At 45.8% G+C, this 22,101-nt stretch carries 23 protein-coding genes and 17 tRNA genes; 8 read left to right on the plus strand and 32 right to left on the minus strand.

The genetic code is table 11. The features are described from left to right. Positions 1-2 precede the first annotated feature (2 nt). From NV381_RS18755 to NV381_RS18780, 6 genes are all read right to left on the minus strand, one after another. The gene (locus NV381_RS18755) at positions 3-521 is read right to left on the minus strand and encodes a PspC domain-containing protein (RefSeq protein ID WP_258214812.1); all 519 of its coding nucleotides are present in this window, start codon (positions 519-521) and stop codon (positions 3-5) included. Further along, the gene (locus tag NV381_RS18760; protein ID WP_258214813.1) at positions 521-1,207 is read right to left on the minus strand and encodes a PspA/IM30 family protein; all 687 of its coding nucleotides are present in this window, start codon (positions 1,205-1,207) and stop codon (positions 521-523) included. Before NV381_RS18760 ends, NV381_RS18755 begins: the two co-directional genes overlap by 1 nt. A gap of 72 nt (positions 1,208-1,279) precedes the next feature. Then, positions 1,280-1,579, minus strand: a complete 300-nt coding sequence (locus NV381_RS18765; RefSeq protein ID WP_258214814.1) for a LiaF transmembrane domain-containing protein — start codon at positions 1,577-1,579, stop codon at positions 1,280-1,282. Positions 1,580-1,909: 330 nt separating this feature from the next. Further along, positions 1,910-3,115 (minus strand): GNAT family N-acetyltransferase, encoded by a 1,206-nt coding sequence (locus NV381_RS18770; protein WP_258214815.1) that lies wholly within the window; start codon positions 3,113-3,115, stop codon positions 1,910-1,912. Between the two features lie 251 nt (positions 3,116-3,366). Then, positions 3,367-4,308 carry an anti-sigma factor gene (locus NV381_RS18775; RefSeq protein ID WP_258214816.1) on the minus strand — a complete coding sequence of 314 codons (942 nt, stop codon included), beginning with the start codon at positions 4,306-4,308 and terminating at the stop codon, positions 3,367-3,369. Further along, on the minus strand, positions 4,301-4,882 hold the full coding sequence (locus NV381_RS18780; protein ID WP_258214817.1) for an RNA polymerase sigma factor: 582 nt from the start codon (positions 4,880-4,882) through the stop codon (positions 4,301-4,303). Before NV381_RS18780 ends, NV381_RS18775 begins: the two co-directional genes overlap by 8 nt. 74 nt (positions 4,883-4,956) lie before the next feature. On the opposite strand from NV381_RS18780, the gene NV381_RS18785 reads away from it, so the two are divergent. From NV381_RS18785 to NV381_RS18800, 4 genes are all read left to right on the plus strand, one after another. Then, the gene (locus NV381_RS18785; protein WP_258214818.1) at positions 4,957-5,229 is read left to right on the plus strand and encodes a hypothetical protein; all 273 of its coding nucleotides are present in this window, start codon (positions 4,957-4,959) and stop codon (positions 5,227-5,229) included. Between the two features lie 36 nt (positions 5,230-5,265). Then, a complete protein-coding gene (locus NV381_RS18790; RefSeq protein ID WP_258214819.1) occupies positions 5,266-5,520 on the plus strand; it encodes a hypothetical protein in 255 nt (84 codons plus the stop codon). Positions 5,521-6,106: 586 nt separating this feature from the next. Beyond that, positions 6,107-7,321, plus strand: coding sequence for a C40 family peptidase (locus tag NV381_RS18795; RefSeq protein ID WP_258214820.1), 1,215 nt, complete (start codon positions 6,107-6,109; stop codon positions 7,319-7,321). 421 nt (positions 7,322-7,742) lie between these two features. After that, the gene (locus NV381_RS18800; RefSeq protein WP_258214821.1) at positions 7,743-7,832 is read left to right on the plus strand and encodes a YjcZ family sporulation protein; all 90 of its coding nucleotides are present in this window, start codon (positions 7,743-7,745) and stop codon (positions 7,830-7,832) included. Between the two features lie 141 nt (positions 7,833-7,973). Here the strand turns inward: NV381_RS18800 and glp are convergent, their stop codons facing one another. From glp to NV381_RS18835, 7 genes are all read right to left on the minus strand, one after another. Then, on the minus strand, positions 7,974-9,221 hold the full coding sequence (gene glp / locus NV381_RS18805; RefSeq protein WP_258214822.1) for a gephyrin-like molybdotransferase Glp: 1,248 nt from the start codon (positions 9,219-9,221) through the stop codon (positions 7,974-7,976). Positions 9,222-9,227: 6 nt separating this feature from the next. Further along, complete coding sequence (gene moaA, locus NV381_RS18810) at positions 9,228-10,232, minus strand: GTP 3',8-cyclase MoaA (RefSeq protein WP_258214823.1); 1,005 nt, start codon at positions 10,230-10,232, stop codon at positions 9,228-9,230. Between the two features lie 165 nt (positions 10,233-10,397). Continuing rightward, positions 10,398-11,030, minus strand: a complete 633-nt coding sequence (gene mobA / locus NV381_RS18815) for a molybdenum cofactor guanylyltransferase (protein ID WP_258214824.1) — start codon at positions 11,028-11,030, stop codon at positions 10,398-10,400. A gap of 71 nt (positions 11,031-11,101) precedes the next feature. Next, positions 11,102-11,740 (minus strand): MOSC domain-containing protein, encoded by a 639-nt coding sequence (locus tag NV381_RS18820; protein WP_258214825.1) that lies wholly within the window; start codon positions 11,738-11,740, stop codon positions 11,102-11,104. A gap of 56 nt (positions 11,741-11,796) precedes the next feature. Then, on the minus strand, positions 11,797-13,122 hold the full coding sequence (locus tag NV381_RS18825) for a molybdopterin-dependent oxidoreductase (protein WP_258214826.1): 1,326 nt from the start codon (positions 13,120-13,122) through the stop codon (positions 11,797-11,799). A 345-nt stretch (positions 13,123-13,467) separates the two neighbouring features. Further along, entirely contained in the window at positions 13,468-14,268 is an 801-nt protein-coding gene (locus NV381_RS18830; RefSeq protein WP_258214827.1) for a pyruvate, water dikinase regulatory protein, read from the minus strand. A gap of 57 nt (positions 14,269-14,325) precedes the next feature. Then, complete coding sequence (locus NV381_RS18835) at positions 14,326-14,952, minus strand: helix-turn-helix transcriptional regulator (protein WP_258214828.1); 627 nt, start codon at positions 14,950-14,952, stop codon at positions 14,326-14,328. A 265-nt stretch (positions 14,953-15,217) separates the two neighbouring features. Between NV381_RS18835 and glpX the strand changes: the two genes are divergently transcribed. Beyond that, positions 15,218-16,186, plus strand: coding sequence for a class II fructose-bisphosphatase (glpX, locus tag NV381_RS18840; RefSeq protein ID WP_258214829.1), 969 nt, complete (start codon positions 15,218-15,220; stop codon positions 16,184-16,186). A 170-nt stretch (positions 16,187-16,356) separates the two neighbouring features. Here glpX and NV381_RS18845 read toward each other — a convergent pair whose 3' ends face one another. Then, on the minus strand, positions 16,357-16,692 hold the full coding sequence (locus NV381_RS18845) for an SANT/Myb-like DNA-binding domain-containing protein (protein WP_258214830.1): 336 nt from the start codon (positions 16,690-16,692) through the stop codon (positions 16,357-16,359). 200 nt (positions 16,693-16,892) lie between these two features. On the opposite strand from NV381_RS18845, the gene NV381_RS18850 reads away from it, so the two are divergent. Further along, positions 16,893-17,930, plus strand: coding sequence for a polysaccharide deacetylase family protein (locus NV381_RS18850; RefSeq protein WP_258214831.1), 1,038 nt, complete (start codon positions 16,893-16,895; stop codon positions 17,928-17,930). 75 nt (positions 17,931-18,005) lie between these two features. Next, positions 18,006-18,230, plus strand: a complete 225-nt coding sequence (locus tag NV381_RS18855; RefSeq protein ID WP_258214832.1) for a hypothetical protein — start codon at positions 18,006-18,008, stop codon at positions 18,228-18,230. 51 nt (positions 18,231-18,281) lie between these two features. On the opposite strand, the gene NV381_RS18860 is transcribed toward NV381_RS18855, so the two are convergent. After that, positions 18,282-19,157: an SDR family oxidoreductase gene (locus NV381_RS18860; protein ID WP_258214833.1), complete on the minus strand. Its 876-nt coding sequence runs from the start codon at positions 19,155-19,157 to the stop codon at positions 18,282-18,284. 118 nt (positions 19,158-19,275) lie between these two features. Between NV381_RS18860 and NV381_RS18865 the strand changes: the two genes are divergently transcribed. Beyond that, the gene (locus NV381_RS18865) at positions 19,276-20,229 is read left to right on the plus strand and encodes a helix-turn-helix transcriptional regulator (RefSeq protein WP_258214834.1); all 954 of its coding nucleotides are present in this window, start codon (positions 19,276-19,278) and stop codon (positions 20,227-20,229) included. Positions 20,230-20,335: 106 nt separating this feature from the next. Here NV381_RS18865 and NV381_RS18870 read toward each other — a convergent pair. The 17 genes from NV381_RS18870 to NV381_RS18950 form a co-directional block, all read right to left on the minus strand. After that, positions 20,336-20,414: transfer RNA gene (locus tag NV381_RS18870), tRNA-Leu, on the minus strand. A 27-nt stretch (positions 20,415-20,441) separates the two neighbouring features. Continuing rightward, positions 20,442-20,518 (minus strand) — tRNA-Arg (locus NV381_RS18875). A gap of 18 nt (positions 20,519-20,536) precedes the next feature. Further along, a tRNA-Leu gene (locus NV381_RS18880) sits at positions 20,537-20,625 on the minus strand. A 16-nt stretch (positions 20,626-20,641) separates the two neighbouring features. Further along, a tRNA-Cys gene (locus NV381_RS18885) sits at positions 20,642-20,715 on the minus strand. Positions 20,716-20,723: 8 nt separating this feature from the next. After that, positions 20,724-20,798 (minus strand) — tRNA-Gly (locus NV381_RS18890). Between the two features lie 12 nt (positions 20,799-20,810). Continuing rightward, positions 20,811-20,882 (minus strand) — tRNA-Gln (locus tag NV381_RS18895). Positions 20,883-20,897: 15 nt separating this feature from the next. Continuing rightward, positions 20,898-20,973, minus strand: a tRNA-His gene (locus tag NV381_RS18900). 14 nt (positions 20,974-20,987) lie between these two features. Further along, positions 20,988-21,061 (minus strand) — tRNA-Trp (locus tag NV381_RS18905). 7 nt (positions 21,062-21,068) lie between these two features. Beyond that, positions 21,069-21,153, minus strand: a tRNA-Tyr gene (locus tag NV381_RS18910). Between the two features lie 20 nt (positions 21,154-21,173). Further along, positions 21,174-21,249 (minus strand) — tRNA-Thr (locus NV381_RS18915). A gap of 10 nt (positions 21,250-21,259) precedes the next feature. Then, positions 21,260-21,335 (minus strand) — tRNA-Phe (locus NV381_RS18920). Positions 21,336-21,352: 17 nt separating this feature from the next. Further along, a tRNA-Asp gene (locus tag NV381_RS18925) sits at positions 21,353-21,429 on the minus strand. A 32-nt stretch (positions 21,430-21,461) separates the two neighbouring features. After that, positions 21,462-21,538: transfer RNA gene (locus NV381_RS18930), tRNA-Met, on the minus strand. Between the two features lie 13 nt (positions 21,539-21,551). After that, a tRNA-Val gene (locus tag NV381_RS18935) sits at positions 21,552-21,627 on the minus strand. A 15-nt stretch (positions 21,628-21,642) separates the two neighbouring features. Further along, positions 21,643-21,717 (minus strand) — tRNA-Glu (locus NV381_RS18940). Between the two features lie 21 nt (positions 21,718-21,738). Further along, positions 21,739-21,827 (minus strand) — tRNA-Ser (locus NV381_RS18945). Positions 21,828-21,831: 4 nt separating this feature from the next. Further along, positions 21,832-21,907 (minus strand) — tRNA-Asn (locus NV381_RS18950). Positions 21,908-22,101: the final 194 nt, after the last annotated feature.

Consider the following 22,101-nt stretch of genomic DNA (forward strand, 5'->3'; position numbering starts at 1 on the left):
GTTTACACTTCTCCTTTTGTTTGTTGGTTTTTTTCATAACTAGCCACTTTTGCGCGCAGCTCTTCTATTTCTCTCCACATGGCTTTCTTCTCAATGTCTTTCATTTTATCGTCAAAATCAGTTCCGGCTTGTCCTTGTCCTTGCTGTCCTTCAAATGGATTATATTGCGCCTCATATTCGCGGCGATCTCCATATTGGTATTTGTTAGAGCCACAGTGACGCTTTTTACCGCCGCCCCACTGTTTTCCCCATTGCTGCCATGCTGCATCACCATTCCATCCGCCTTGCCCATGACCTCCTTCGAAGCCGTAGCCCGGACCAAAGGGACCTCCTGCAAAAGGTTCTTTTGGAATAACAATTACTGCCAAGAAGTACAAAGGAATAACAACGCCTCCGGAGAAGAATGCCGTAATTACCAGCAGCAAACGAATCCAAGTAGAATCGATGCCAAACACCTCGGCCAAGCCGCCACTTAGGCCGGTTATCATACGGTCACTGCGTGAACGGTATAACTTCTTCATTATCGCATCCAGCCTTCCTTTTCTAGTTTCGATTTAAGCTTTGCCATCTCATGATCCAGAATCTGAGCTGCGGCATTACCCGCAGACATTACAGCTTCTTTACCATACGAGCGGACTTCACGCAGAGTGCGTGCCGATAGCTCCATATCAGCGACCCGCTCCTCGAGCCGGTCGAACATCCGCGGCGGAGTACCGCCTGGGCCGACGCCCATTCCGCGCATCCGCTCATTCATGCGCTGCTGCAGCCGCAAGCTTTCGAGGCGCGCGATGTAGTAGCTGCGCTTCGATGCGACTTCATCGAAGTCGGCCTTCAACTGCTGCAGCTGCTGCTCAAGCTCGACAATGCCGAGCTTGCTCTGCTCGTACAGCGTCTTATACTGAGCGCTGCGCTCTTCTTGCTGCAGCTTCTCTTGAAGTGCTATGCGAGCCATCTCCTCCTCGCCAGCCTTCAACGCAACCAACGCTTGCTGCTCGCGGCGCTCCTTGAGCTGTGTTGCGGAGATGTAGGTCTGTCTCAGCGTTGCCGCATGTGACAGGCATTGCTGCAACAGCCGCTCTGATTCGCGGATTTGATCCGCTTGGGCTCCTAAGTACTTATCTATCAAACGAACCGGATCTTCCGATTGCTCCAGCATCTCATTGAAGCTTGCTACTGTAATGTCTCTAAACCTCTTACCTAAACTCATGCTCTAACCACCTTTTCTCCAAATTCCTCTAACCCTTTCGTCCACACTCTTTCGCTCTATTCAACATTCATCTTAATAAACGTTTGATTTCTTCTTGAGAAGCGAAAATCCGTAGATGATCAACCCAATTGCCAGGGCAATCGCGATTAAGCCAGATAATTTAGCCATCAGGGTCAAACCACCAATTGCTATTAAGATGAATCCGATAAAGGATTTACCGTTTTTCAATCCCAACCAACCAAGGCCGATCATAGCAACCGGGAATAAATAACCCATCAAGTGTCCGGTATGAACGCCAAATTTATTTAACAGTATCAATGCGCCTAGCAAAATGAGCAGCAGCGCCAAGCCAATATGCCGATTCATTTTCATTTATGTATTCACCGCCTTTCGTTGTAATGTCGTTTGCTTATGTTCTTATTCTAGGGTTTTTGAGTCTTTTTCAAAACGGACCTGCGGCGGTTTTTGCACCTAGACCAAAGTCGGGGCCCAGGTCCGACCTAAGGCGACTGCTGTCCATTCCTTGCAAGAAAACCATGTCCCTTCACAACAGTAGTCATGCATGAACGTGGTTTAATATTGCAATACTAAACGGAAAGCAGCCGAAAAATAGAAAAGCCCTCATCCGCTATTCCTCAGCAGTGAGGGGTTCCCATAACTATGGATTTTTTAGAACAAAGAAGTCTGGGGTCAATTTATTGCTTAGAAAAAATCAGGTAGATACGTCGTACGATAAGGAATAAGAGCCTCCAGATGACTTATAGCGGCCTCTTCACCCTTCAAACGTTCAATCTGATTCATAAAGGAAGGGCGCCGGTAGCCCATGAACATGGCGGTCAATGTAGAAATATCACAAGATAAGTCACAGATTGGTTCATCGTTCCCCTCTTTTGCCGGCAGCTCTTTAGCCTCAATTCGGGCATTCCCATCAGAATCAACCTCAATGACAAACAGACCATTGTTCCAGCTTGCATGCGCATCGGTCACAAACATTGTCAAACGGCCATCATTCCTTGACGTACCCTTGGCAAAAGGAAACTGCTCCAAAAATGGCTTCACATCCACAATACGCGCCATAAAATAAGGAATGATCTCCTGTTTGATCCGAGGGTTATCAAGCACAAATGGCAGCTGGTCATCAAGTGGTGCGTTTAAAGTCACCTTATCAATCATAGAATCGTGATCAGCGATGAAGCGCCATAATCCTTTTGCTGCTCCCCAATTTAATGAAACGAGTTCATGAATTTGAAGCACCGACTCTTTCACTTGGTAATGAATGTAACCGCTCGCCCTTCCATCGGCATCATAATATGCAGCGGCAGAACCTTTCCTGTTGGCAAAAATACGCCGTTTCCACCAAGCCTCATCTCGGTCCAATGATCCATTATATCTCGACGCATATTCGCTATAAATACGGTTCAACAGTTCAATATCCTCACCAACCCGAACTACATGTCCCGGTTGTGGAGGCAGCTTGGGAAGCAGCGCTGTAGGAATCTCATATTTCTTTGTTTCCGTATAAGTCTCCCAACCAAACTTACGGTAAAATGCAAATTGAAAAGGATGCAGGAAGGATAACGTCTGCCCTTGCTCTTTCATCACGTGAAGTGCGTTATGTAACAATCCGGCGACTAATCCGCCACGGCGGTATTCAGGCCAAGTGGCAACACCTGCTATCCCCCCCATTGCCCAGCGTTTGCCGAACAACCAGGTGTGCAGGTCAAGAATCGTCATACGAGCGGCCAGCTTGCCATCCACATAAGCCCCCCAATTTTCCGTTTCATTATATTGCGACCGTCTTTCCTCCAGCTTCTCTGCTGAAAGCTCATACTGAAATGCAAATTGCGACAATGCAAGACTATCAGACAGGTGTTCAATTGAAATACGTTGAATATCGAGCTCTTTCATAGTTTTTCCCTCCGGAATCATAATTTGATGTGATCATGATCGGATAGCAGCAAACAAAGTGTCATTTATATTCGATTCACTTCATGCTGTACACTTGAATATTTGCCACAGGCCGCTCCTACTATTCTATATCAAAATCAAGAGCTGCACGCTTGTTAATTTGAGCGTTTGCTTCTGCTGCTCCTAAGCCATTATCTAAGATTAATAAAATATCACTTTGCTAATATCACTTTACCAATTTAGAACCCTTATTAACTCTTCAAGCCAGCTGCCAATACTATTGCACCTCTAGGCTTCTCACCATGAGCATCAGGTTCAAGTGTAATGGCTACTGTATCGTATTCCTTGGGTTCGAATGTATAGTAGAGAGCACCTTTTCCATCCCGAGGGTAGAATGTACCCGCATTTACAGGCTGATTGTCTTTAATTAACCATACCTGGAAAGCTTCATCCTGCTTGATTTGTGGAAGATCCTCCGCTTGCACGATCAAATGCGTTCCTTTGCCATCAATAACAATAGTCGCCAAGCCTTTAGAAACAAAGCTTTCCGCTGCTGGACTTAGGCTCACGATCCGGTTCACCTTCAACGCTTCCGTTGGTTTGTTCATTGAGATTAAATTCGAGTTTGCTTGGGCCAGCTCTGTTCCTGCTTTGACGACCTCTTGATTCGCAGCCAGCAGCTCAATCCGCAATGCGCCCAACCTATTATTAAGCTGATAGGTATATAATCCCATTCCTATTACCGCAGCGGTAAGCCCTACGCTCACCCAACGCCAGTAAACGGATCTGCGGACGGTTCGCTCCGTTTGTACGGCGCGCCTGCTAAGCTCTGACGAGTTCGCTACCTCTTTTACAGCTTCCCTTGCGCTTGGAGCAGCCCTTCGGCCCTGTGAGGCGAGCCTTCCCGGTGTTTCATTCTCCACGCCAGCCTTAGCATTAGTTCCCGACTTATCAACTGCAGCCTTGCCCAATATAGAGCCGAGCACTCTGTCACGCATTCCCGCAGGGATCGTTGCCGGGTCGGAAGCCATAGGCAGCAGGTTAACAACCTGCTTGAGCTCAATCAGTTGATTGCGGCATAATGCACAATGGGTCAAATGATACTCAAACGCTACTTTCTCATGCTCTTCCAATCCATCCAGCGCATACATCTCCAGCCACTCACACATCGCCTCATCAGCACTGCTACTCATTTCCAAACTCCCTCCTTCCCACATCACGCAACCTCTGCTGGAGCTGCTTCATCGCTAATCGCACCCTGCTTTTCACCGTTCCGAGCGGTATGGAATGCCGCTCCACGACCTCATGCTGAGTATAGCCTTGGTAATATATCCATTCCACAACCTGCTTTTGATCCTTATTTAATCCATCTACCGCTGTTTTTACCTGCTCACCGACCCACTTGCTTTCTACTTCCACTTCGGTGTTAACCCTCTCATCGGCAACATATTGAAGTACCTCAGACTCCGCTATTTTCTCTGGAGTTCGGCTTCGTTTCTTCCTCAGTAAATCAATCGAAATATTACGTGTCAGCGTGAATATCCAGCTGGTCAGCTTACCTTGATTTCCATCAAACCGTTCAGGCGCGGTCCATATTATTAGAAATAATTCCTGCATAATTTCCTCAGCCATCATAGCATCTGCTACCATTCTGTAAGCAAAAACATATACAGGCCTTTCATACCGGTCGTACAGCTTTTTTAAAGCTTCCTCATCTCGTTCCGTTATTAGTGCCATTAGTTTCTGATCAGATAAAGTTCCGTTCATGAAGGATCTCCTTTCTTTATATTCCCTTCAGTTCTATCTTCGTAAAAAAATGGATGATGGATTGGATTAATACTATGCAAAAAGCCATGGATGGAGCTCCAGACTTCAATGACGCCGCAGCGGCGCTTAATACTAACAGCGATGAGCCGACTGACTCCATTGGTTCCGTATATGGTAAAGATGCCGGAGAAGCTTTCCGAAATGGCTGGCAAACTCACATTGCATTCTTCGTTGATTATGTAAACGCAACAGCCGCCAAAGATGAAGCAAGACTCAAAGCACCCTTGGAGCTTCTGATTATGCCCTTGGATTTGCCGAATTCATGTCAAACGCTAACCCTAACTTGAACAAAGCTGCGCTTGTCACAGAGCTTGGACATCATTTTGCATTTGACCAAAGCTTTTGACAGTTATACAAATAATAATTACGATTCCGCTTATTCCAGCCTTCATATGGCTTACTCCCATATGTTCATGACTGGAGCTGTCCTCTCTCGTGCCATTGTAACCCAGTTTAACGAAAAATTCCATGATTCGGAAGCAATGGTAACATCGCCAAAAGTATGGATGCAGCTTGGCAGTAAAGTAAAAGTAATACTGAAGGACGTTCCACTCAAGTTCCGCTTCACTTTACCGTAGATCTGCTCGGGTGGGATGTAAAATGAAATGAACAAGACGGTTCTATCCTGCTTACTAAAGCAATGCCCATGCAAATGGATCACAATATGAGGCACTAAGCATACCCAATACAGATTACCCGCTACAAAAAAGGCGCCTTGCGGCGTCCTTGGCTTGCCCTTTACGTTTGTGCATTTTGGAGGGATGGATGTGGGATTCTGGCCGCTGTTGAAGTCGTATTCCTTTAAATTTATGTTTTATAGCGGTAGGCTTCGTTTTTCCATATTTAAGTCTGTGACTTTATAATTATTTTTGTTTTTCGAAATATTTTTTCACCAGTTTCATTCAGTCTCCAACCTAAGATGTACCGATAATATAGTAGTTTTTTCTCTATTTTTCATAAAAGAACGACGTTTAGTTTCTACGTTATAATCCAAAATACCTAGAATAACAATCGGCATGTTTGGGATTTGTAAAATTTTTCTTATAAAATTATAAAAATAGCTATGCTATGATCAAATCAAGAGGTAGATTGTGAACTAAAAGGAAAGATCTGAACCTCTGTCAGACAGCTTACATACATCCTAGCTTTGGAGGTCTTACCCCAGTGAAAAAGAAGCTGCTTACCCTGCTTATCTGCTCTGCTATCACTTTATCTGCCGTTCCATATCACGCTTTGGCCTACACAGTCGATATTCAAAAGGTTAAGATTGTCCAATCCGTCAACTTCCGTACTGAGCCTTCTACATCAGGAGAACGCATACGTTACTTACAGCCAGGGGAGCTGCTGGATATTGTCAGCACTCCGAGCAGCAATTGGCTGCAAGTGAAAGATTCCAAAGGAACCGTCGGTTATGTCTCATCTTCTTCCACCTACATTCAATTGACAACCGTAAGTGTAACCCCAGAGCCGAACGGAGAAATTTTAAGCTCAGTCTCCTTTCGGACAGGACCTTCAACCGATGCCTCTCGTATCCGTTATATACCAAAGGGCGAGCAAGTCTGGGTATTGGAAAAGGTAAACAGCTATTGGTACAAAGTAGGGGACAAAAATAATGTAGTCGGCTATGTCAGCACTGGCTCCCAATATATTACTACCACCTTCAAGGAGGTAGAAGAACCTATAGAAGAGCCTCTAGAAGAATTGTTTCCGTCACCTCCTAATGCAACAATCGTCAGCTCCGTCTCCTTCCGGACAGGACCTAATACGGATGCAAGCCGAATCCGTTATCTGCAGAAAGACGAAGAGGTGCTCGTACTGGATAAGCCAAATGAAAACTGGTACAACATTCAAGACAAAAACGGTGTGTCCGGATTTGTCAGCACAAGCAATAAATATATAAAATCTACTTATGTTGAACCCTATAAGCTGTTGGCTCCTGCTGTTGCCGCTCAAAAGGTCATTGATGCAGGAATGAAATATTTGGGCACACCTTATGAATTCGGCTCCAGCCGCGACAACACCTCGACCTTCGATTGCTCCGACTTTGTTCGGCAATCCTATCTGGATGGCATAGGGCAGCTGCTGCCTGGAGACTCCCGCAGCCAGTCAGCCTATGTAAAAGCCGTAGGCAAAACTAGCTCCGATTGGAAGAAATTAAAGAAGGGGGACCTGCTTTTCTTTATGTCTTATAAAGGAAATTCCGTGGCCAGCTACAATGGGATCAATAAAGCAACCGAAACCGTTACCCACGTAGGCATCTATTTGGGGGATGGCAAAATGCTTCACACTTACTCGAAAGATTCCGGTGGTGTCCGAGTTGACTCCATAGCCGATTCTCAGTGGGAGCTTCGCTACCTTCATGGCGGCTCCACTTATTAATTAATTTTTTCTCTTTTGGCTCTTGGCTCTTGGCTCTTGGTCCTTGGCTCTTGGTCCTTGGCTCTTGGTTCTTGGTCCTAGATGTCGAGGCATACTTTACAGCCTCGCATCCCTCTACTCCCAAACTTAAAGGGGAGTGGCCAGTGATCTTAGCCCGCTGATTGATCAGCCGGGCGGAGGGATCAGTAAGTTTCGGAGAAACGGAGTGGTCGCCTTTGTCCATTTGTTGTTACCTTGATTTCATACTAATGAAAACAACAAATGGACAACAGCGATCGGAGAAACTTACTGAAGCCCGCAGCCCGGCTATTATCAATCACCACTCTCCCCCCCCAACTAACGCCCATTTAAAGTAACGTCCAATCACCTTTAACCCCCTCAGCATATAGTACAATATGTCTTCTGAAAGGGGGATTTACAAATGGGCGATATCGGCGGATTCCATACATCTACAGGTGTAATCCTTGTGTTGTTTATCTTGTTAGTTATTGTATCTCGTGCATTTATTTAATTTATCTGGGCCTTCCTTGATGGACGAGCACGGTTTCAAGGCTAAGCGAAACAAAGTATACAAAACTTATACTTGGATTCAACTAACAAAAACCCCCGGTCAAGCGTTATCGCTTAACGGGGGGTTTTTCCATTGTTCACTCTAAAGATCCGGCTCCTTCAGTAAAATCACGCGAACCGTTTCTCCCTTAGCGGCACCTCTGCCGCCAGCTGGGATACAGATAAGGCAGTCAGCATCCTTTATGGATACCATATTACTCGATTTATCTTTTCCGGCTGGCTTAACGAAAACCGAACTATTGTTAACGGATACAGTTCCTCTTACATATCTGGGATAAGCAGAGCCTTTAGAATAATCCGTCTGCAGACTTCCTGTAATTTCATTATGGATCATTGCTGAATAACCGAGCAGCCCCCGCATATAAGGGCGGACAAACAGTTCAAATCCAACATAGCTGGCCCCCGGATTGCCTGACAAAGCGAACAGCAGCCTATCTCTCCATAAACCGACAGAGGTAGGACTGCCTGGCCGCATAGCCACTTTGTTAAACAGCAGTCTGCCATCCCACCGCTCAAACAGATCGACTAATACATCCTTGTCACCGACAGAAACACCGCCAGTCGTTATGATGAAATCAACCTGCTCCATTATTTTCAGCAGTGCTGCCTCTACACACTCAGGATCATCCGGCAGTATCGGCATTATGAGTGGAACGCCGCCAGCCTCTTGAACCTGACAGGCCAGCATATAGCTGTTGCTATTCCGAATTTTTCCATGCTCCAGTGGCCGCCCTACCTCCAACAGCTCCGACCCGGTAGAAAATATCGCAACCCGAGGCTTACGAAACACCCACACCCTCTCATATCCGAAAGCAGCAAGCAGAGCAGCTTCCCCTGGACCAATGGTCTGTCCTAACTGCAGCAGCAGTTCATCCTCCTGCACCTCATGACCAATGGGTGTAATGTTCTCTCCCTTGTCCATACGCTTGCGAATACATACTTCCCTGGCTGAGGCCTCGGTCATTTCAAGCATAATAACTGCGTCAGCGCCAGAGGGAACAACCGCTCCAGTCATAATTCGCGCTGCTTGTCCCCGCTCCACGCCGGAGACTGGAATTACCCCGCAAGGTATCGTTTCGGTTACTTCCAAAGTAACCGCATTCTCCGGTGACGCTTGATAACTATCCTCTGCACGAACAGCGTAGCCATCGACTCCAGAACGTCGAAAGTGCGGGACTGGATGACTTGCACATACCGACTCCGCCAGTCTTCGTCCAAAGCTCTCCTCAAGCAGAACTTCCTCTCTCTCCTGGAGACGCACATGGTGAAGGACCGCTTGCTGTGCATCCTCCACCTTAATCAGCTTACGCTGAAATCTATACCCCGACACTTAGCTTTATCCTCCGATCTGTGACATTCTCCGCAGCGTAGGCATATGGCTTTGCTGCTCGCTGAGCAATGCCTTGGCCATTTCATGGCTCTCCGGTTTAATATCCAACGCTTTAAGAAACAAATCCGCCAACGCCTGATCATTTCCGATATAAGTCTTCACGTTAAACTCATCCGACCAATAGAGGCACGGCTTGATGTTCCCATCCGCTGTCAAACGGAGGCGATTGCAGGTTTGGCAAAAATGATCACTGACAGGATGAATCAGCCCAAATGATCCGAGAGCTCCTTCTATACGGAAATTTTGGGATGGGCCGTTGCCATAAACTTCTCCGGACGGATTTGCTGTCCAACCATGCTCCACACAGCGGTCCTTTACAGTACTAAGCGGTACATATTTGCTTTTCCAACCAGCATCGTCATGCCCGATTGGCATATATTCGATAAACCGCACCTGAACCTTACGGTCAATAGTCATTTGTAAAAAATCGTCGATCTCATCGTCGTTAACACCCTTCATCAGCACAACATTAAGTTTGATCGGATCTAAACCGACACGATAAGCAGCTTCTATACTATCCAGAACACGTTTAATGTCTCCGCCACGAGTGATGAGTGAAAAGCGATCAGCACGAAGGGAATCCAAGCTAATATTAATGCGAGTCAATCCGGCTGCACGCAGTTTTTCAGCCCGTCCGGCAAAATAAATACCGTTCGTTGTCAAAGCTATATCTTCAATACCAGGAATAGCCGATAATTGACCTATCAATTGTTCCAAGTTTTTTCTCACGAGCGGCTCACCACCGGTAATACGCAGCTTGCGAACACCAAGTCCAGCCAGCACTCTTACGACTTCATAGATTTCATCGAAGCTAAGCATGTTCTCCTCAGGCTCGAACTCCATCCCTTCCTCCGGCATGCAGTAAACACAACGCAGGTTGCAGCGATCGGTGACGGATATCCTCAAATAATCGTGAACCCTACCGTATCGATCCGTTAATATGGCTGACATAACCGACACCTCCGATCCTCTGTCCAGTGAATTCCCGTTTATTTCAGTAGATAGCTACAATCCGATATCTCTTTATTATTTCATACTTCACTCAAAAAAAATAGATGCATGTCAACATTCCTTACATACAATATAATCAAGAACGTTTACTATTCAAATTAAAACCTACGACCTCTCCAAGCTGCGCAGCTCCTCAGGTGTATTAACATTTTCAGCAAAGTTCAATGATATGCCTTTATCCATAAAAGAACTCGATTCAGCCTCAGCATAGTCCAACCGCTCCAAAAGTCCCATCATCCTGTATTGCTCAGCTTCGAGCAGTTCATTAACCACATTATGGCATCTTCTATGGTATATGGCATGCAGTGGCTGTAATCTGCCATTAAGCAAAGGAACCGCAGCATCGTAGCCTGCCTCTCCCTGACTTCGCCGCAGTGTAAGCAGCATTTCGGCGGCTCTGGAGGAGATGAATGGCATATCGCATGCAACGACCCATAGCTCGTTGTATTGCGCCACTGCCATTGCAGCTTGCAACCCTGCCAGCGGCCCCTTCCCTGGCTGCTGGTCGCAGACGAGCCTCACATGCTGCCCTGGCCATGACAGCTGCTGTTCAAACATAGCCGGTTCATTGGTGATGATAAGAACCTCACTGCAAATGATGCTCATCTCGGTTAGCTGCCGTTCTATGAACAGCTCCCCTTTTAAGCTCAGCATTGCTTTCATCCTGCCGCCCATTCGCCGATTATTTCCGCCGGCTAATATAACGCCTGAAATGGGCGGCTCACTTCTGTAATCCACCCCAGTTCCTCCATTCGTCACAGCAAATTCATTGCTTCACTGATAAGTCAGTTTAATCCCTTAGTCGCCTTTTAATTGCCTATTAATCTCTTTTCAAAAGATTTCCTCCAGCTATCAGCCAGAGCGTCAACTGCAAGCAATGCCTGAATGCCTGCCAAATTCGTCTTATCATGATACTTCAGCCTGTTAGCTTCCGCAGCAGAGATTCCCAAAGAATGACGCTCAATCAACCTAAAATCATCCCCTGCCCAGACACTCCCTTCCTTCAATACACGGAAATAGTAGCCTGTATAGCCCGTATTCTGCACTTGCTCTGGCAGCTCCGGCACTTTGTACTTCCATCCCAGCTTGAAGCATGGCTGCCGTGGCTGGCTGACTTGCACAACCGCTTCTCCTATCGCAAATATATCTCCAATATGGATGTCGGCCTCCAACAGCCCTGTAACGGTAAAATTTTCACCGAACGCTCCATAGGAAAGTTTGCGCTCCAGCTTATCTTCCCAATATGCGTAATGCTCCTCGCAATAGGCGCAGACCGCTTTATCCTCTCCGCCGTGGTTGATCATATCCCCTTGCCCGTCGCCTTCCAATTGAGTGAAGGACAGCATCAATCTTTTATCTACGGGTTGTTTAAAAATACCGGTCTCCAGAGGCTTCCCCTTATAATCTATAGTAACCGGCTTACTGATGTTAAGCGAGAGCAAATGCAAAACGATCTTCCTTCCTTTTTTATTATCACTTTTCTTACTATTACTTTCTCATGAGCCTAAGTGTGTCTTTTCCCTGGAACCCATGCATCATTATCATATCCTCGTACTTCCCAATATCCCATATGCTCTTCTTCTATTAATTCGATCGCCTGCAGCCATTTGACCGATTTATAAGCGTACATTTTTGGAACGACAAGTCTGACCGGCCCTCCCAATTGCTGCGGAAGTGGTTTGCCATCCATCAGTATCGCCACCATCACATCTTCCAGCCGCGCCTGCTCCAAGGATAAGCAATCCGTATATACCTTATCCCCGGAATACATTTTAGCAAAACGGGCCTTACTCTTTACACCCGCTATTTTGAGCAGATCCGATAACGGAATGCCCTCCCAGGTCAAACTATAGACTGACCAACCAGTTACACAGTGAAAGTCGCTTACCTGGACCTTACGGGGAAGCTTCAATAATTCTTCCCAGCTCCAAGAAATCGGCTTATCTACCAATCCTGAAATGACGAACTGCCAGTTATCGCTTGAAAATGAAGGAATATCCGTTACGGTATAAATCCGAAACTCACCCTTCCCCCCACCGCCAATAGGAGGATTAGATTCTGCAAGTGCTACCGGGGCAGGAAGCATATGATTGCCATCATTGTCGACCAGCTTATCAAGCTCCTCGCCACCTGTATCCGAGACTGATTTCATCCATCGGTAAAACGCAGGCCCCACACCAAATACTAGCACAAGTCCGGCAACTAGTCGCAAAAAGTTTGCTCGAGAAATCGGCGTTTTTTTCAAATACTCTACAAAAGCTTGAGGAGCCATCCGCCCTTCCACTTCAGCCCCTGATGATGCTGCTGCGACCTTTTTTTCCAATTCCATAGACGCTTCGGCTTGGGCTAAAGCAGCCTTTATCTCCTGGGAACGCATGGACTTTAACCATCGGCTGCGGGAGATCGAATGATAAGCAGCATAAGGAATGCCAACCCATGTAAATAAATCATGCAGCACTAATGATAGGTTGCTCCATATGGGTGGGAGGCTGCGGAACTGCCATAAAATGAGTCCTGTAACGCTCCAGCCAACCAGCAGCCCCAGTACTATGATCAAGTTCCACCGCTGGTTCAGCTTGTTTCTGATTTGTTTCCAATGCTTAGGAATTAGCGGCACATACATGGCTATAACCAGAATGGATAAGAAACCGATTACAATATGCGCTTGCTTCATAAATACACGAAATGCTCCCAAATCGCCCCGAATCGAAGGGATATAAAGAATGATTCCCGTTACTGCAAGGAGCACAATAATCCAGGCATTCCATGCATGCAGCTTAGAAAGCTTCTTCCCGTACGATTCCTTCAGCCAGCCTCTCCATGAATCCATCCTCATACCGCCTCTCCTAGTTTAACGCCTCACTATCGTACCCTCTTATATTTAAGTATACGTATAAATCAAGTTGTTTGGTTGCATTCAAATCCTCTAACTACAAAAAGATTTCGTACCTTTGCAAATTGCCTATATGACTGATATTGTACCATACTGCATTCTGCCAAATATTACGTAAACCTTAATTATCTCTTTGAGCACAAAATATCCCCACAAAGTGGGGTCTTGCTTCGAAGTTGATTCAGATACTTTGCGGGGAGCCCCAAACATAAATTCTATATATGCAAAAAAAGCATGGCTCGCCCTCGCGGCAGCCCATGCTCTATCTTATATAAATTAAGGTCACAAATAACCCATAATAATACCGGCAGTTTCTTCAATCGCCTTATCTGTTACGTTAATAATAGGACAACCTACCTGATTCATCAGCTTTTGTGCGTAGTCGAGCTCCTCCATAATCCGTTCCATAGCCGCATACTTCGCGCCAAATGGTAAACCAACCGCTTTTAACCGTTCCGTTCTTATTTTTAACAGCTTGTCCGGATCCATAGTAAGACCGACAATCCGCGAACCCGGCAGCATAAATAGCTCTCTAGGCGGTTTCACCTCAGGAACAAGCGGCAGATTCGTTACTTTCAACCCTTTATGAGCCAAAAAAATACTAAGCGGAGTCTTTGATGTTCTGGACACGCCGATCAGGACGATTTCGGCCTTCAGCAATGCACTCGTATCACGACCATCATCACATTTGACTGCAAATTCAATCGCTTCGACACGCTTAAAATAGTCATCATCCATCTCGTGCTGCAGCCCGGGCTTACGCTTCGGCGAATCATTGAAGGTGTCGATGAATGCCTGCATCATCGGTCCCATGATGTCCACAGCACGAACTCCCAAACGGATCGCTTCCTCGCGCATCATTTCCCGAAGCTCAGGCTGGACAAGTGTGTAAGCGACAAAACCGCCTCGACTTGCAGCTGACTCCATAATGGTCCGAATCTCATCTTCATGCTTAATATGGCCGATACGCTTTGTTGTAACTTGATGTGCGTCAAATTGCCGGATCGTCGCTTTCACAACTGCCTCGGCAGTTTCACCTACGGAATCCGAGCAAATGGTAATCTCATAGTGCTGATCTTTCATCCGTTCATACTCCTTCTTTCGTGGTTGTTAATTTCGCCAAAGAGTCTCTGCCCTGTTTTAAGGTTCTGTAGCTAGCTCCAGCAAAATTTGCGTCATTGTCGTCTTACTCACACGGCCTACTACTTCCCATCGGCTGCGGCCCGGGCTGGAATCAGCTTGAGAACGAATAACAACCGGCAAACTATCTACTTGATGGTGCATCATTTTACGTGCGGCATCTATTACTAATTCCTCGGCCTCTACGTGAATCACATTCGGCTCACGCGTCATAACCATACTGACAGGCATTGATGCTGCAGCTGTATTTCCGAGCGTAAATTTCAATAAATCTTTTCTGGAAATAACTCCGGACAAGCAGCTTTCTTCATCGACCACGATTAAACTCCCTACATCTTCCATAAAAAGGGACACCACAGCATCATGAACCGAGGATGTTTCCTTTACTATTACTGGTATCGATTTAACATCTTTCACTTTTAAGGCCTTTAGTCTACGGGATGCCTGACTTCCCGATGATATTTCCGAGCCGGGTGTATATCCCACTTTGGGCTTTGCATCAACATAGCCGAGCATAACCAGCAAAGCGAGGTCGGAACGCAGCGTTGGTCTGCTTAAACCAAGCATCTCGGCAATCTGCTCTCCTGTGATCGGCGCATGCAGTTTAACCAGTTCCACAATATGCAATTGACGAGCTGTCAGTTCGATGACCGAAACCTCCCTGTCGCAAATCTTATCTTATTTGTGTTCATTACATCTATTGTATCAAAAAAAGTGTTTTATTTGTATAAATAATAGGTTACATTGATATAGAGTACATTATATTCCTAAAAAATACACAAATAAACCTTTTATAACTCCTATTTGTTGCGCACTTTATATGAAATAATTATACTATAGTTGAAATGATGTGTAACTTATATTTTAAATAATGGTTCTGGGAGGACTTATCATGGAAAGAGAATTAGCGTTGGAAATTGTCAGAGTCACCGAATTAGCCGCTTTGTCTGCAGCCCAATGGATGGGACGGGGAGATAAAAATCAAGCTGACGGAGCCGCAACAACAGCTATGCGAACTATGTTTGATTCCGTGTCGGTTCAAGGCACTGTAGTTATAGGTGAAGGAGAGATGGACGAGGCTCCGATGCTTTATATCGGAGAACAGGTTGGCAACGGTCAGGGACCGGAGGTAGACATTGCTGTAGACCCCTTAGAGGGAACGGATCTCGTTGCCAAGGGATTGAATAACGCACTGGCTGTCATTGCTATGGCGAACAAGGGCTGCCTCCTTCATGCCCCTGATATGTATATGGCCAAGCTTGCTGTAGGTCCCGCCCTAACTGGCAAACTTCAGCTTGATGACCCGCTTGAAGTGACTTTACAGAAGGCTGCCCAGCATCTGGATAAACCATTAAGCAACCTAACCGTCATGATTCTGGATCGGGAACGTCATCAAGATCATATCCAGACACTTCGCCGTGTAGGTGTGCGTATTAAACTACTAAGCGATGGCGATGTAGCGGGAGCCATGGCCCCCGCTCTGTCAGAATCAGGTATTGATCTGTATGTAGGATCGGGAGGGGCGCCAGAAGGCGTGTTAGCCGCAGCAGCGCTGCGCTGTTTAGGTGGTGAATTACTGGGACGTCTTATGCCGTCTAATGAAGAAGAGCTTGAACGATGCCGTCAAATGGGATTAAAGGACCCCTTAAAACTATTAACGATGGACGATATGATTGGTACGCAAGATGTATTTTTTGCAGCCACAGGAATAACACCGGGGGAATTTCTAGGAGGAGTTCAATACTTAGGCAATCAGCGTGCAGAGACACATTCCATTGTCATGAGAGCGAAAACAAAAACAGTTCGTTTCATCCGCACTATTCATTACCTTCCTAACAAACCGTTGCTTGGTGATCTGTAAGTTTGTTGCTTTCAATCTGCCTTCATCTGGCTTTAGTCCAGAACCGTTCGGTCCCCGAAGGCGGATGTTCTATGTCTTGCTTTAAATTTCATCTATGCGTTATTCATCCCCATGGTAATGCTCAGCGATACTTATCACTCGGTGACGTTTATCATGGGGATGGTAATTGTTCAAGAATTACAATATGCATCCCGAAAAGCCCGCAATAGCTGATCCATATCCGGTTTAACACCTGTTTCATTCACTTTAGTCTTAACTAGATACAAGTATCTGTAGAAACTCATCATCACCGGGGATGATTCCTCATCTTTACAAATTGAAATCAGCCCGATACTTTGTTTTTCTCCTCGTTCCCTTTTAACTTCCAGTCTATAAGCCCGATCTTTTATCGTTTTTACACTTCGGTTCGGGAGATGCTGAAGGATCTCTTGGATATCCCCTGAAGGATAATATTTCTTTATGAATTCATCTTCCCACGTACTCCAACCCTTTTTCTTTAATTCCACCAAAGCTCTTCCTTTCGAACAAACTAGACCAAGTATACTTCACTTCAAATATTTTCTAAATTATTATATAACAAATTTATTAAGAAAATTCGGTATAAATGTTAAGTAAATATTAGCTAGCTTAATTATGGCTCCAACGGATAATCTGGTCTCCTATCACGAAGACTAATAACATCTATCGTGAGAAGGGGGCCGTATTTATGAAACCACTATCCTGTTTGCATGCAATTTTATCACTTAGTATCCTAGGATTAACCCTCACCGGCTGCACATTTCAACCTAAATTAAAACAAAATTCCAATGGGATACCTCCCCAGCAGGTGGAAGCCCCCGACCCAACCATTAAAACCACAGAGTCCAAGTCAACGGTTCCACTCGATCCTTTGGTCCGCTTTCCGGAGTGGCCAATTCCTGGAATTCCTCCTGTAGATAATGGACAGCCGCGAGCTCAAGCTCAACCGGAACAAGCAGCTCCCCAGCCTGAACCGGTGCCACCGCCCGTACCTCAAGTGAAAAAACCAGTCAAACAAGAAAAGCCTGCTCACACTGCAACTTCCCAGCAAAACAACCGTGGTAAGCGTCTTACCTTATCTCAATTGGTTAAAAAGTATCCGGATCTTCTGCTACTCAAAGGCTCCTCAGACTCCAAAAAAATAGCGCTCACCTTTGATGACGCCCCGGACACCCACTTTACTCCGCAGGTTTTGGATGTATTGAAAAAACATAACGTCAAAGCAACATTTTTCATCGTAGGCCGCCTTGCTGAGAAGCATCCTGACGTCGTTAAACGAATGGTTAAGGAGGGCCATATTATTGGCAATCACACCTACAACCATGCACTGCTTACCAAACTGTCAGATGAACAGTACCACACCCAAGTTAATAAAACGCAAAAAATACTTAGAAATATAATCGGTTATACCCCCAAACTTCTTCGTCCTCCATACGGTGAAATTTCAGAAAGTCAGTTGCTTTGGGCTTCCGAGCATCAATTGGTGGTTGTTAACTGGAATGTTGATTCCTTGGATTGGAAGCAATTGAGCCAGCAGCAAGTGACCACCAATATTTTATCCAATGCCAAGGCTGGGTCCATTATCCTTCAGCATTCTGGTGGTGGTTCGAACCAGGACTTATCAGGAACTGTTAATGCACTTCCCACTATTATTGAGTCCTTACGCTCCAAGGGCTATCAACTGGTTACATTGCCTGATTTGCTGCATGTATCCAAACAGCTCTAGCAGTTACATAAAATGAATCCAAAACGCTCAAACTACATTATGTCTATTAATAAGCGTAAGGGGGAACTCGTTTTTATGAGTCATCTGACAGAAATCATCGACAACCATAATAATTTGGATGGCGTATTTTCCATAGTCAAGCATTACGGAGTAAGCGCTGAATTCGTTACCGATGCGTTAGTGCAGCGATTCGAACAAATCCAAAAAAATGACGAGGAATCCGAAGGCAGTACGGAGGAAGAAAAGGTGTATTGCGAGGAAATCTTAAATACTTTGAATCAATATTATGCACGGCTTTAAGAAAACAAATAGCGCAGGCTTTCCACAAAGGAGGGCTGCGCTATTTGTTTATCATTTATAAAACCCTTGTTCCTCCGCATAATTTCCCCAGTGAGGATGTCTACCGTCCACATCCTTAAATCCATATTCATCGGATAAGCCCCAGGTAGTGGTTATCATCCCGTTTTTTTTGCTTATTTCCGGATCAGCTGCCAAAGCAGCAACCGCCCTGCCAATATAAAATGGAGTTTCCGACATTATAAAATGTGGGTCTTTCTTCACTCCATCCTGCCAGTTAGCTTCGGTTACTCCAAAATAATCCAGCATTGCCTCTGACCGGAGAAAACCCGGACTCAAAGATAGTGCAGTAACATTATAAGGCCGAAGCTCCTCAGCCATTGATGCAGCAAGATGTATCACCGATACTTTAGCGAGACTGTAGTACAAATTTCCACGGTATCGATAGTCAAAGCCATCCGTTATCTCAATAATCAAACCCTTTTTCTTCTCTACCATCAAGGGAGCGGCATAATAGCTTGTAATCATATGCGATTGTACGGCCAGCTGCTGAATTAGAAGTCCATCTGACAACGAATGCTCCCAGAAGGTTTGCCCCCATTCGGTTAATGAATCTCCACCCCATATATCATTTACTAATAGATCCAGGTTACCGTTTTGTTCTCGTTTCACACGTTCAAACAATTCTTTTACCTCATCCTCGACAGTATGATCCACACGAATAGGAATACCCTGCCCTCCTTGTGCCGTGACCATCTCTGCAGTTTCTTCAATGGTTTCCACTCTTCCCATACTAGAGGGATTTCCTCTCACGCTTCTTCCCGTCACATATACCGTTGCACCAGCTTCCCCTAACATTACTGCAATACCTCTACCTGCACCTCTTGTGCCACCAGCAACAACAGCAACTTTTCCGACTAATGGTTTCATATCCATTCTCCTTAACAGCAGATTTACTCATCTCCATTTGATTATACGAGCTCATATATGTCATCTATTGTCTTAATTGTATGGTAGACTAAAATAGTTAGCAAAGGAGGATTACATAATGCGTGCGGAACGTCTACTAACATTATTATTATGCCTACAACATCATGGAAAAATGACTACTCGCCAGCTAGCTGAAAAGGTGGAAGTATCAGAGCGTACAATTGCGAGAGATATGGAGGCTCTGAGCGCAGCTGGAATACCTGTCTTTGCATTTAGAGGAGCTTTTGGAGGCTGGAGCTTGTCTGAGGGCTATCGCACTAATCTAACCGGCTTAAAAATAGAAGAAATACAATCTTTACTTCTTATGAATTCATCGGGTATTATGAACGATTTAGGGCTACGAAGCAACTTTGACACTGCACTTCTTAAGCTGCTGGCCTCACTTCCTCCTTCTTTACAAAGGGATGCAGAATTTATGAGGGAACGTATCCATGTGGATGGTGCCGGTTGGCATCAATCGCAAGAAGCGTTTCCTTATCTAGGCATTGTTCAGGAAGCTATTTGGAATGAAAAGAAATTAATGATCGAGTATCCGAAAAATACAACAAAAACAGAGAGGCTTGTAGAATCATTAGGTCTTGTTGCAAAAGCAAGCATCTGGTACCTAGTCGCTCGTACTAATGGAGAAATGCGTTCCTTCCGCATATCTCGAATTGATAGCGCACGCATTATGGATATTTCTTTTACCCGTCCTAATGATTTCCAGCTTGCCACCTATTGGGAGCAATCCACTCAAGCATTCCAGGCAACATTACCTTACTATCCTGCTATTGTCAAAATTCAAGAGCATCTGCTGCCGCAATTTCAGCAAGCCCGCTATGTGAAAGTAAAAGAAACCTGGCCTACAGCTGATTCAGGCTGGCTCTTAGCATCTGTGGACTTCCATACCATTGAATCTGCTTGTGAAATTATATTAAGCTATAGTCCTTATTTAAAAGTAGATGAGCCTTACGATCTCCAGCTTGCCGTTTTATCACGACTTCAAGATTCCCTGGCTATGTATGAAATTTAAAAGCAACTAGTCACGAGGGTCGATTGAACTTTTGAAAAAATACAAGGAAACAAAAAAGCTGTTTTCACAGAATCGCTTCTGTAAAAACAGCTTTTTTGTTTCTTGATGCCGGTGAAGGGACTCGAACCCCCACGGTTTCCCTCACGATTTTGAGTCGCGCGCGTCTGCCATTCCGCCACACCGGCTTATTATTGCTTATCTTGAAGATTAAATGGCGCGCCCTGAGAGATTCGAACTCCCGGCCTTTTGATTCGTAGTCAAACGCTCTATCCAGCTGAGCTAAGGGCGCAATTTCTGTAATAAAACTTGGTGCCGAAGACCAGACTTGAACTGGTACGGTAGTCACCTACCGCAGGATTTTAAGTCCTGTGCGTCTGCCGATTCCGCCACTCCGGCGAGTGGTAAAAAATTATGGAGGCACCACCCAGAATCGAACTGGGGATAGAGCTTTTGCAGAGCTCTGCCTTACCGCTTGGCTATGGCGCCGTGATTTATGGAGCGGAAGACGGGAATCGAACCCGCGACCCTCGCCTTGGCAAGGCGATGCTCTACCGCTGAGCCACTTCCGCATAATTATAAAACTGGGGATCTAGGATTCGAACCTAGGCATGACGGAGTCAAAGTCCGTTGCCTTACCGCTTGGCTAATCCCCATTACATAAAGAATAATGGGGCGATCGATGGGACTTGAACCCACGAATGCTGGAGCCACAGACCAGTGCGTTAACCCCTTCGCCACGACCGCCACGGTTTAAATAATGGCAGGGGCAGCAGGAATTGAACCCACACCAAAGGTTTTGGAGACCTTTGTTCTACCTTTAAACTATGCCCCTATAAATATGGTGGAGGCTGATGGATTCGAACCACCGAACTCGATGAGAGCAGATTTACAGTCTGCCGTGTTTAGCCACTTCACTAAGCCTCCATATTGAGTTGAAAAGAACATGGTGCCGTCGAGAGGACTTGAACCCCCAACCTACTGATTACAAGTCAGTTGCTCTACCAGTTGAGCTACAACGGCTTAATAAAAATGGTGGCTCGGGACGGAATCGAACCGCCGACACGAGGATTTTCAGTCCTCTGCTCTACCGACTGAGCTACCGAGCCTTTTAAATTTTTAAAAATGGCGGAGCCGACGGGATTCGAACCCGCGGTCTCCTGCGTGACAGGCAGGCATGTTGGGCCACTACACCACGGCTCCGCGTTAGTTCGAAGTAAGATCCTTCGATAAATTGGTTGCGGGGGCAGGATTTGAACCTGCGGCCTTCGGGTTATGAGCCCGACGAGCTACCGGGCTGCTCCACCCCGCGGCAAAAATGATTATGGTGGGCGCTGACGGGATCGAACCGCCGACCCTCTGCTTGTAAGGCAGATGCTCTCCCAGCTGAGCTAAGCGCCCCTATCATTGTAATAATGGTGACCCGTAGGGGACTCGAACCCCTGTTACCTCCGTGAAAGGGAGGTGTCTTAACCACTTGACCAACGGGCCTTATCTTCTAAAGAATTGCTACGGAGAGAGAGGGATTCGAACCCTCGAGACGCTTGTGACGCCTACACGATTTCCAATCGTGCTCCTTCGGCCAGCTCGGACACCTCTCCATAATGGCTCCCCGAACAGGACTCGAACCTGTGACAACTCGATTAACAGTCGAGTGCTCTACCAACTGAGCTATCAGGGAATAGGAACATAACTATGATTCAAGGCTTGCACCCTGAAAACTAGATCCGAAACAAGCAGCGTTGAGCAACGCTATATAATTTTACGGTTTCCTCACAATGTATTCGGAGTCGGCTTTAACGCTTCTCTCCACCTTGTGAAGGTATTCTTGGATAAGCCCTCGACCGATTAGTATTCGTCAGCTCCATACCTTGC

Source organism: Paenibacillus radicis (ex Xue et al. 2023) (genome assembly GCF_024722015.1).
Classification (GTDB): domain Bacteria; phylum Bacillota; class Bacilli; order Paenibacillales; family NBRC-103111; genus Paenibacillus_S.

What these genes read in the sequence shown, in the direction of transcription:
- NV381_RS18765 (WP_258214814.1), bottom strand. Translation starts at nt 1,579, where the DNA reads ATGAAAATGAATCGGCATATTGGCTTGGCGCTGCTGCTCATTTTGCTA.
- NV381_RS18770 (WP_258214815.1), bottom strand. Translation starts at nt 3,115, where the DNA reads ATGAAAGAGCTCGATATTCAACGTATTTCAATTGAACACCTGTCTGAT.
- NV381_RS18865 (WP_258214834.1), top strand. Translation starts at nt 19,276, where the DNA reads ATGCGTGCGGAACGTCTACTAACATTATTATTATGCCTACAACATCAT.
- NV381_RS18760 (WP_258214813.1), bottom strand. Translation starts at nt 1,207, where the DNA reads ATGAGTTTAGGTAAGAGGTTTAGAGACATTACAGTAGCAAGCTTCAAT.
- NV381_RS18800 (WP_258214821.1), top strand. Translation starts at nt 7,743, where the DNA reads ATGGGCGATATCGGCGGATTCCATACATCTACAGGTGTAATCCTTGTG.
- NV381_RS18825 (WP_258214826.1), bottom strand. Translation starts at nt 13,122, where the DNA reads ATGGATTCATGGAGAGGCTGGCTGAAGGAATCGTACGGGAAGAAGCTT.
- NV381_RS18775 (WP_258214816.1), bottom strand. Translation starts at nt 4,308, where the DNA reads ATGAGTAGCAGTGCTGATGAGGCGATGTGTGAGTGGCTGGAGATGTAT.
- NV381_RS18860 (WP_258214833.1), bottom strand. Translation starts at nt 19,157, where the DNA reads ATGAAACCATTAGTCGGAAAAGTTGCTGTTGTTGCTGGTGGCACAAGA.
- NV381_RS18850 (WP_258214831.1), top strand. Translation starts at nt 16,893, where the DNA reads ATGAAACCACTATCCTGTTTGCATGCAATTTTATCACTTAGTATCCTA.
- glpX (WP_258214829.1), top strand. Translation starts at nt 15,218, where the DNA reads ATGGAAAGAGAATTAGCGTTGGAAATTGTCAGAGTCACCGAATTAGCC.
- NV381_RS18755 (WP_258214812.1), bottom strand. Translation starts at nt 521, where the DNA reads ATGAAGAAGTTATACCGTTCACGCAGTGACCGTATGATAACCGGCCTA.
- NV381_RS18830 (WP_258214827.1), bottom strand. Translation starts at nt 14,268, where the DNA reads ATGAAAGATCAGCACTATGAGATTACCATTTGCTCGGATTCCGTAGGT.
- NV381_RS18785 (WP_258214818.1), top strand. Translation starts at nt 4,957, where the DNA reads ATGCAAAAAGCCATGGATGGAGCTCCAGACTTCAATGACGCCGCAGCG.
- moaA (WP_258214823.1), bottom strand. Translation starts at nt 10,232, where the DNA reads ATGTCAGCCATATTAACGGATCGATACGGTAGGGTTCACGATTATTTG.
- NV381_RS18780 (WP_258214817.1), bottom strand. Translation starts at nt 4,882, where the DNA reads ATGAACGGAACTTTATCTGATCAGAAACTAATGGCACTAATAACGGAA.
- NV381_RS18855 (WP_258214832.1), top strand. Translation starts at nt 18,006, where the DNA reads ATGAGTCATCTGACAGAAATCATCGACAACCATAATAATTTGGATGGC.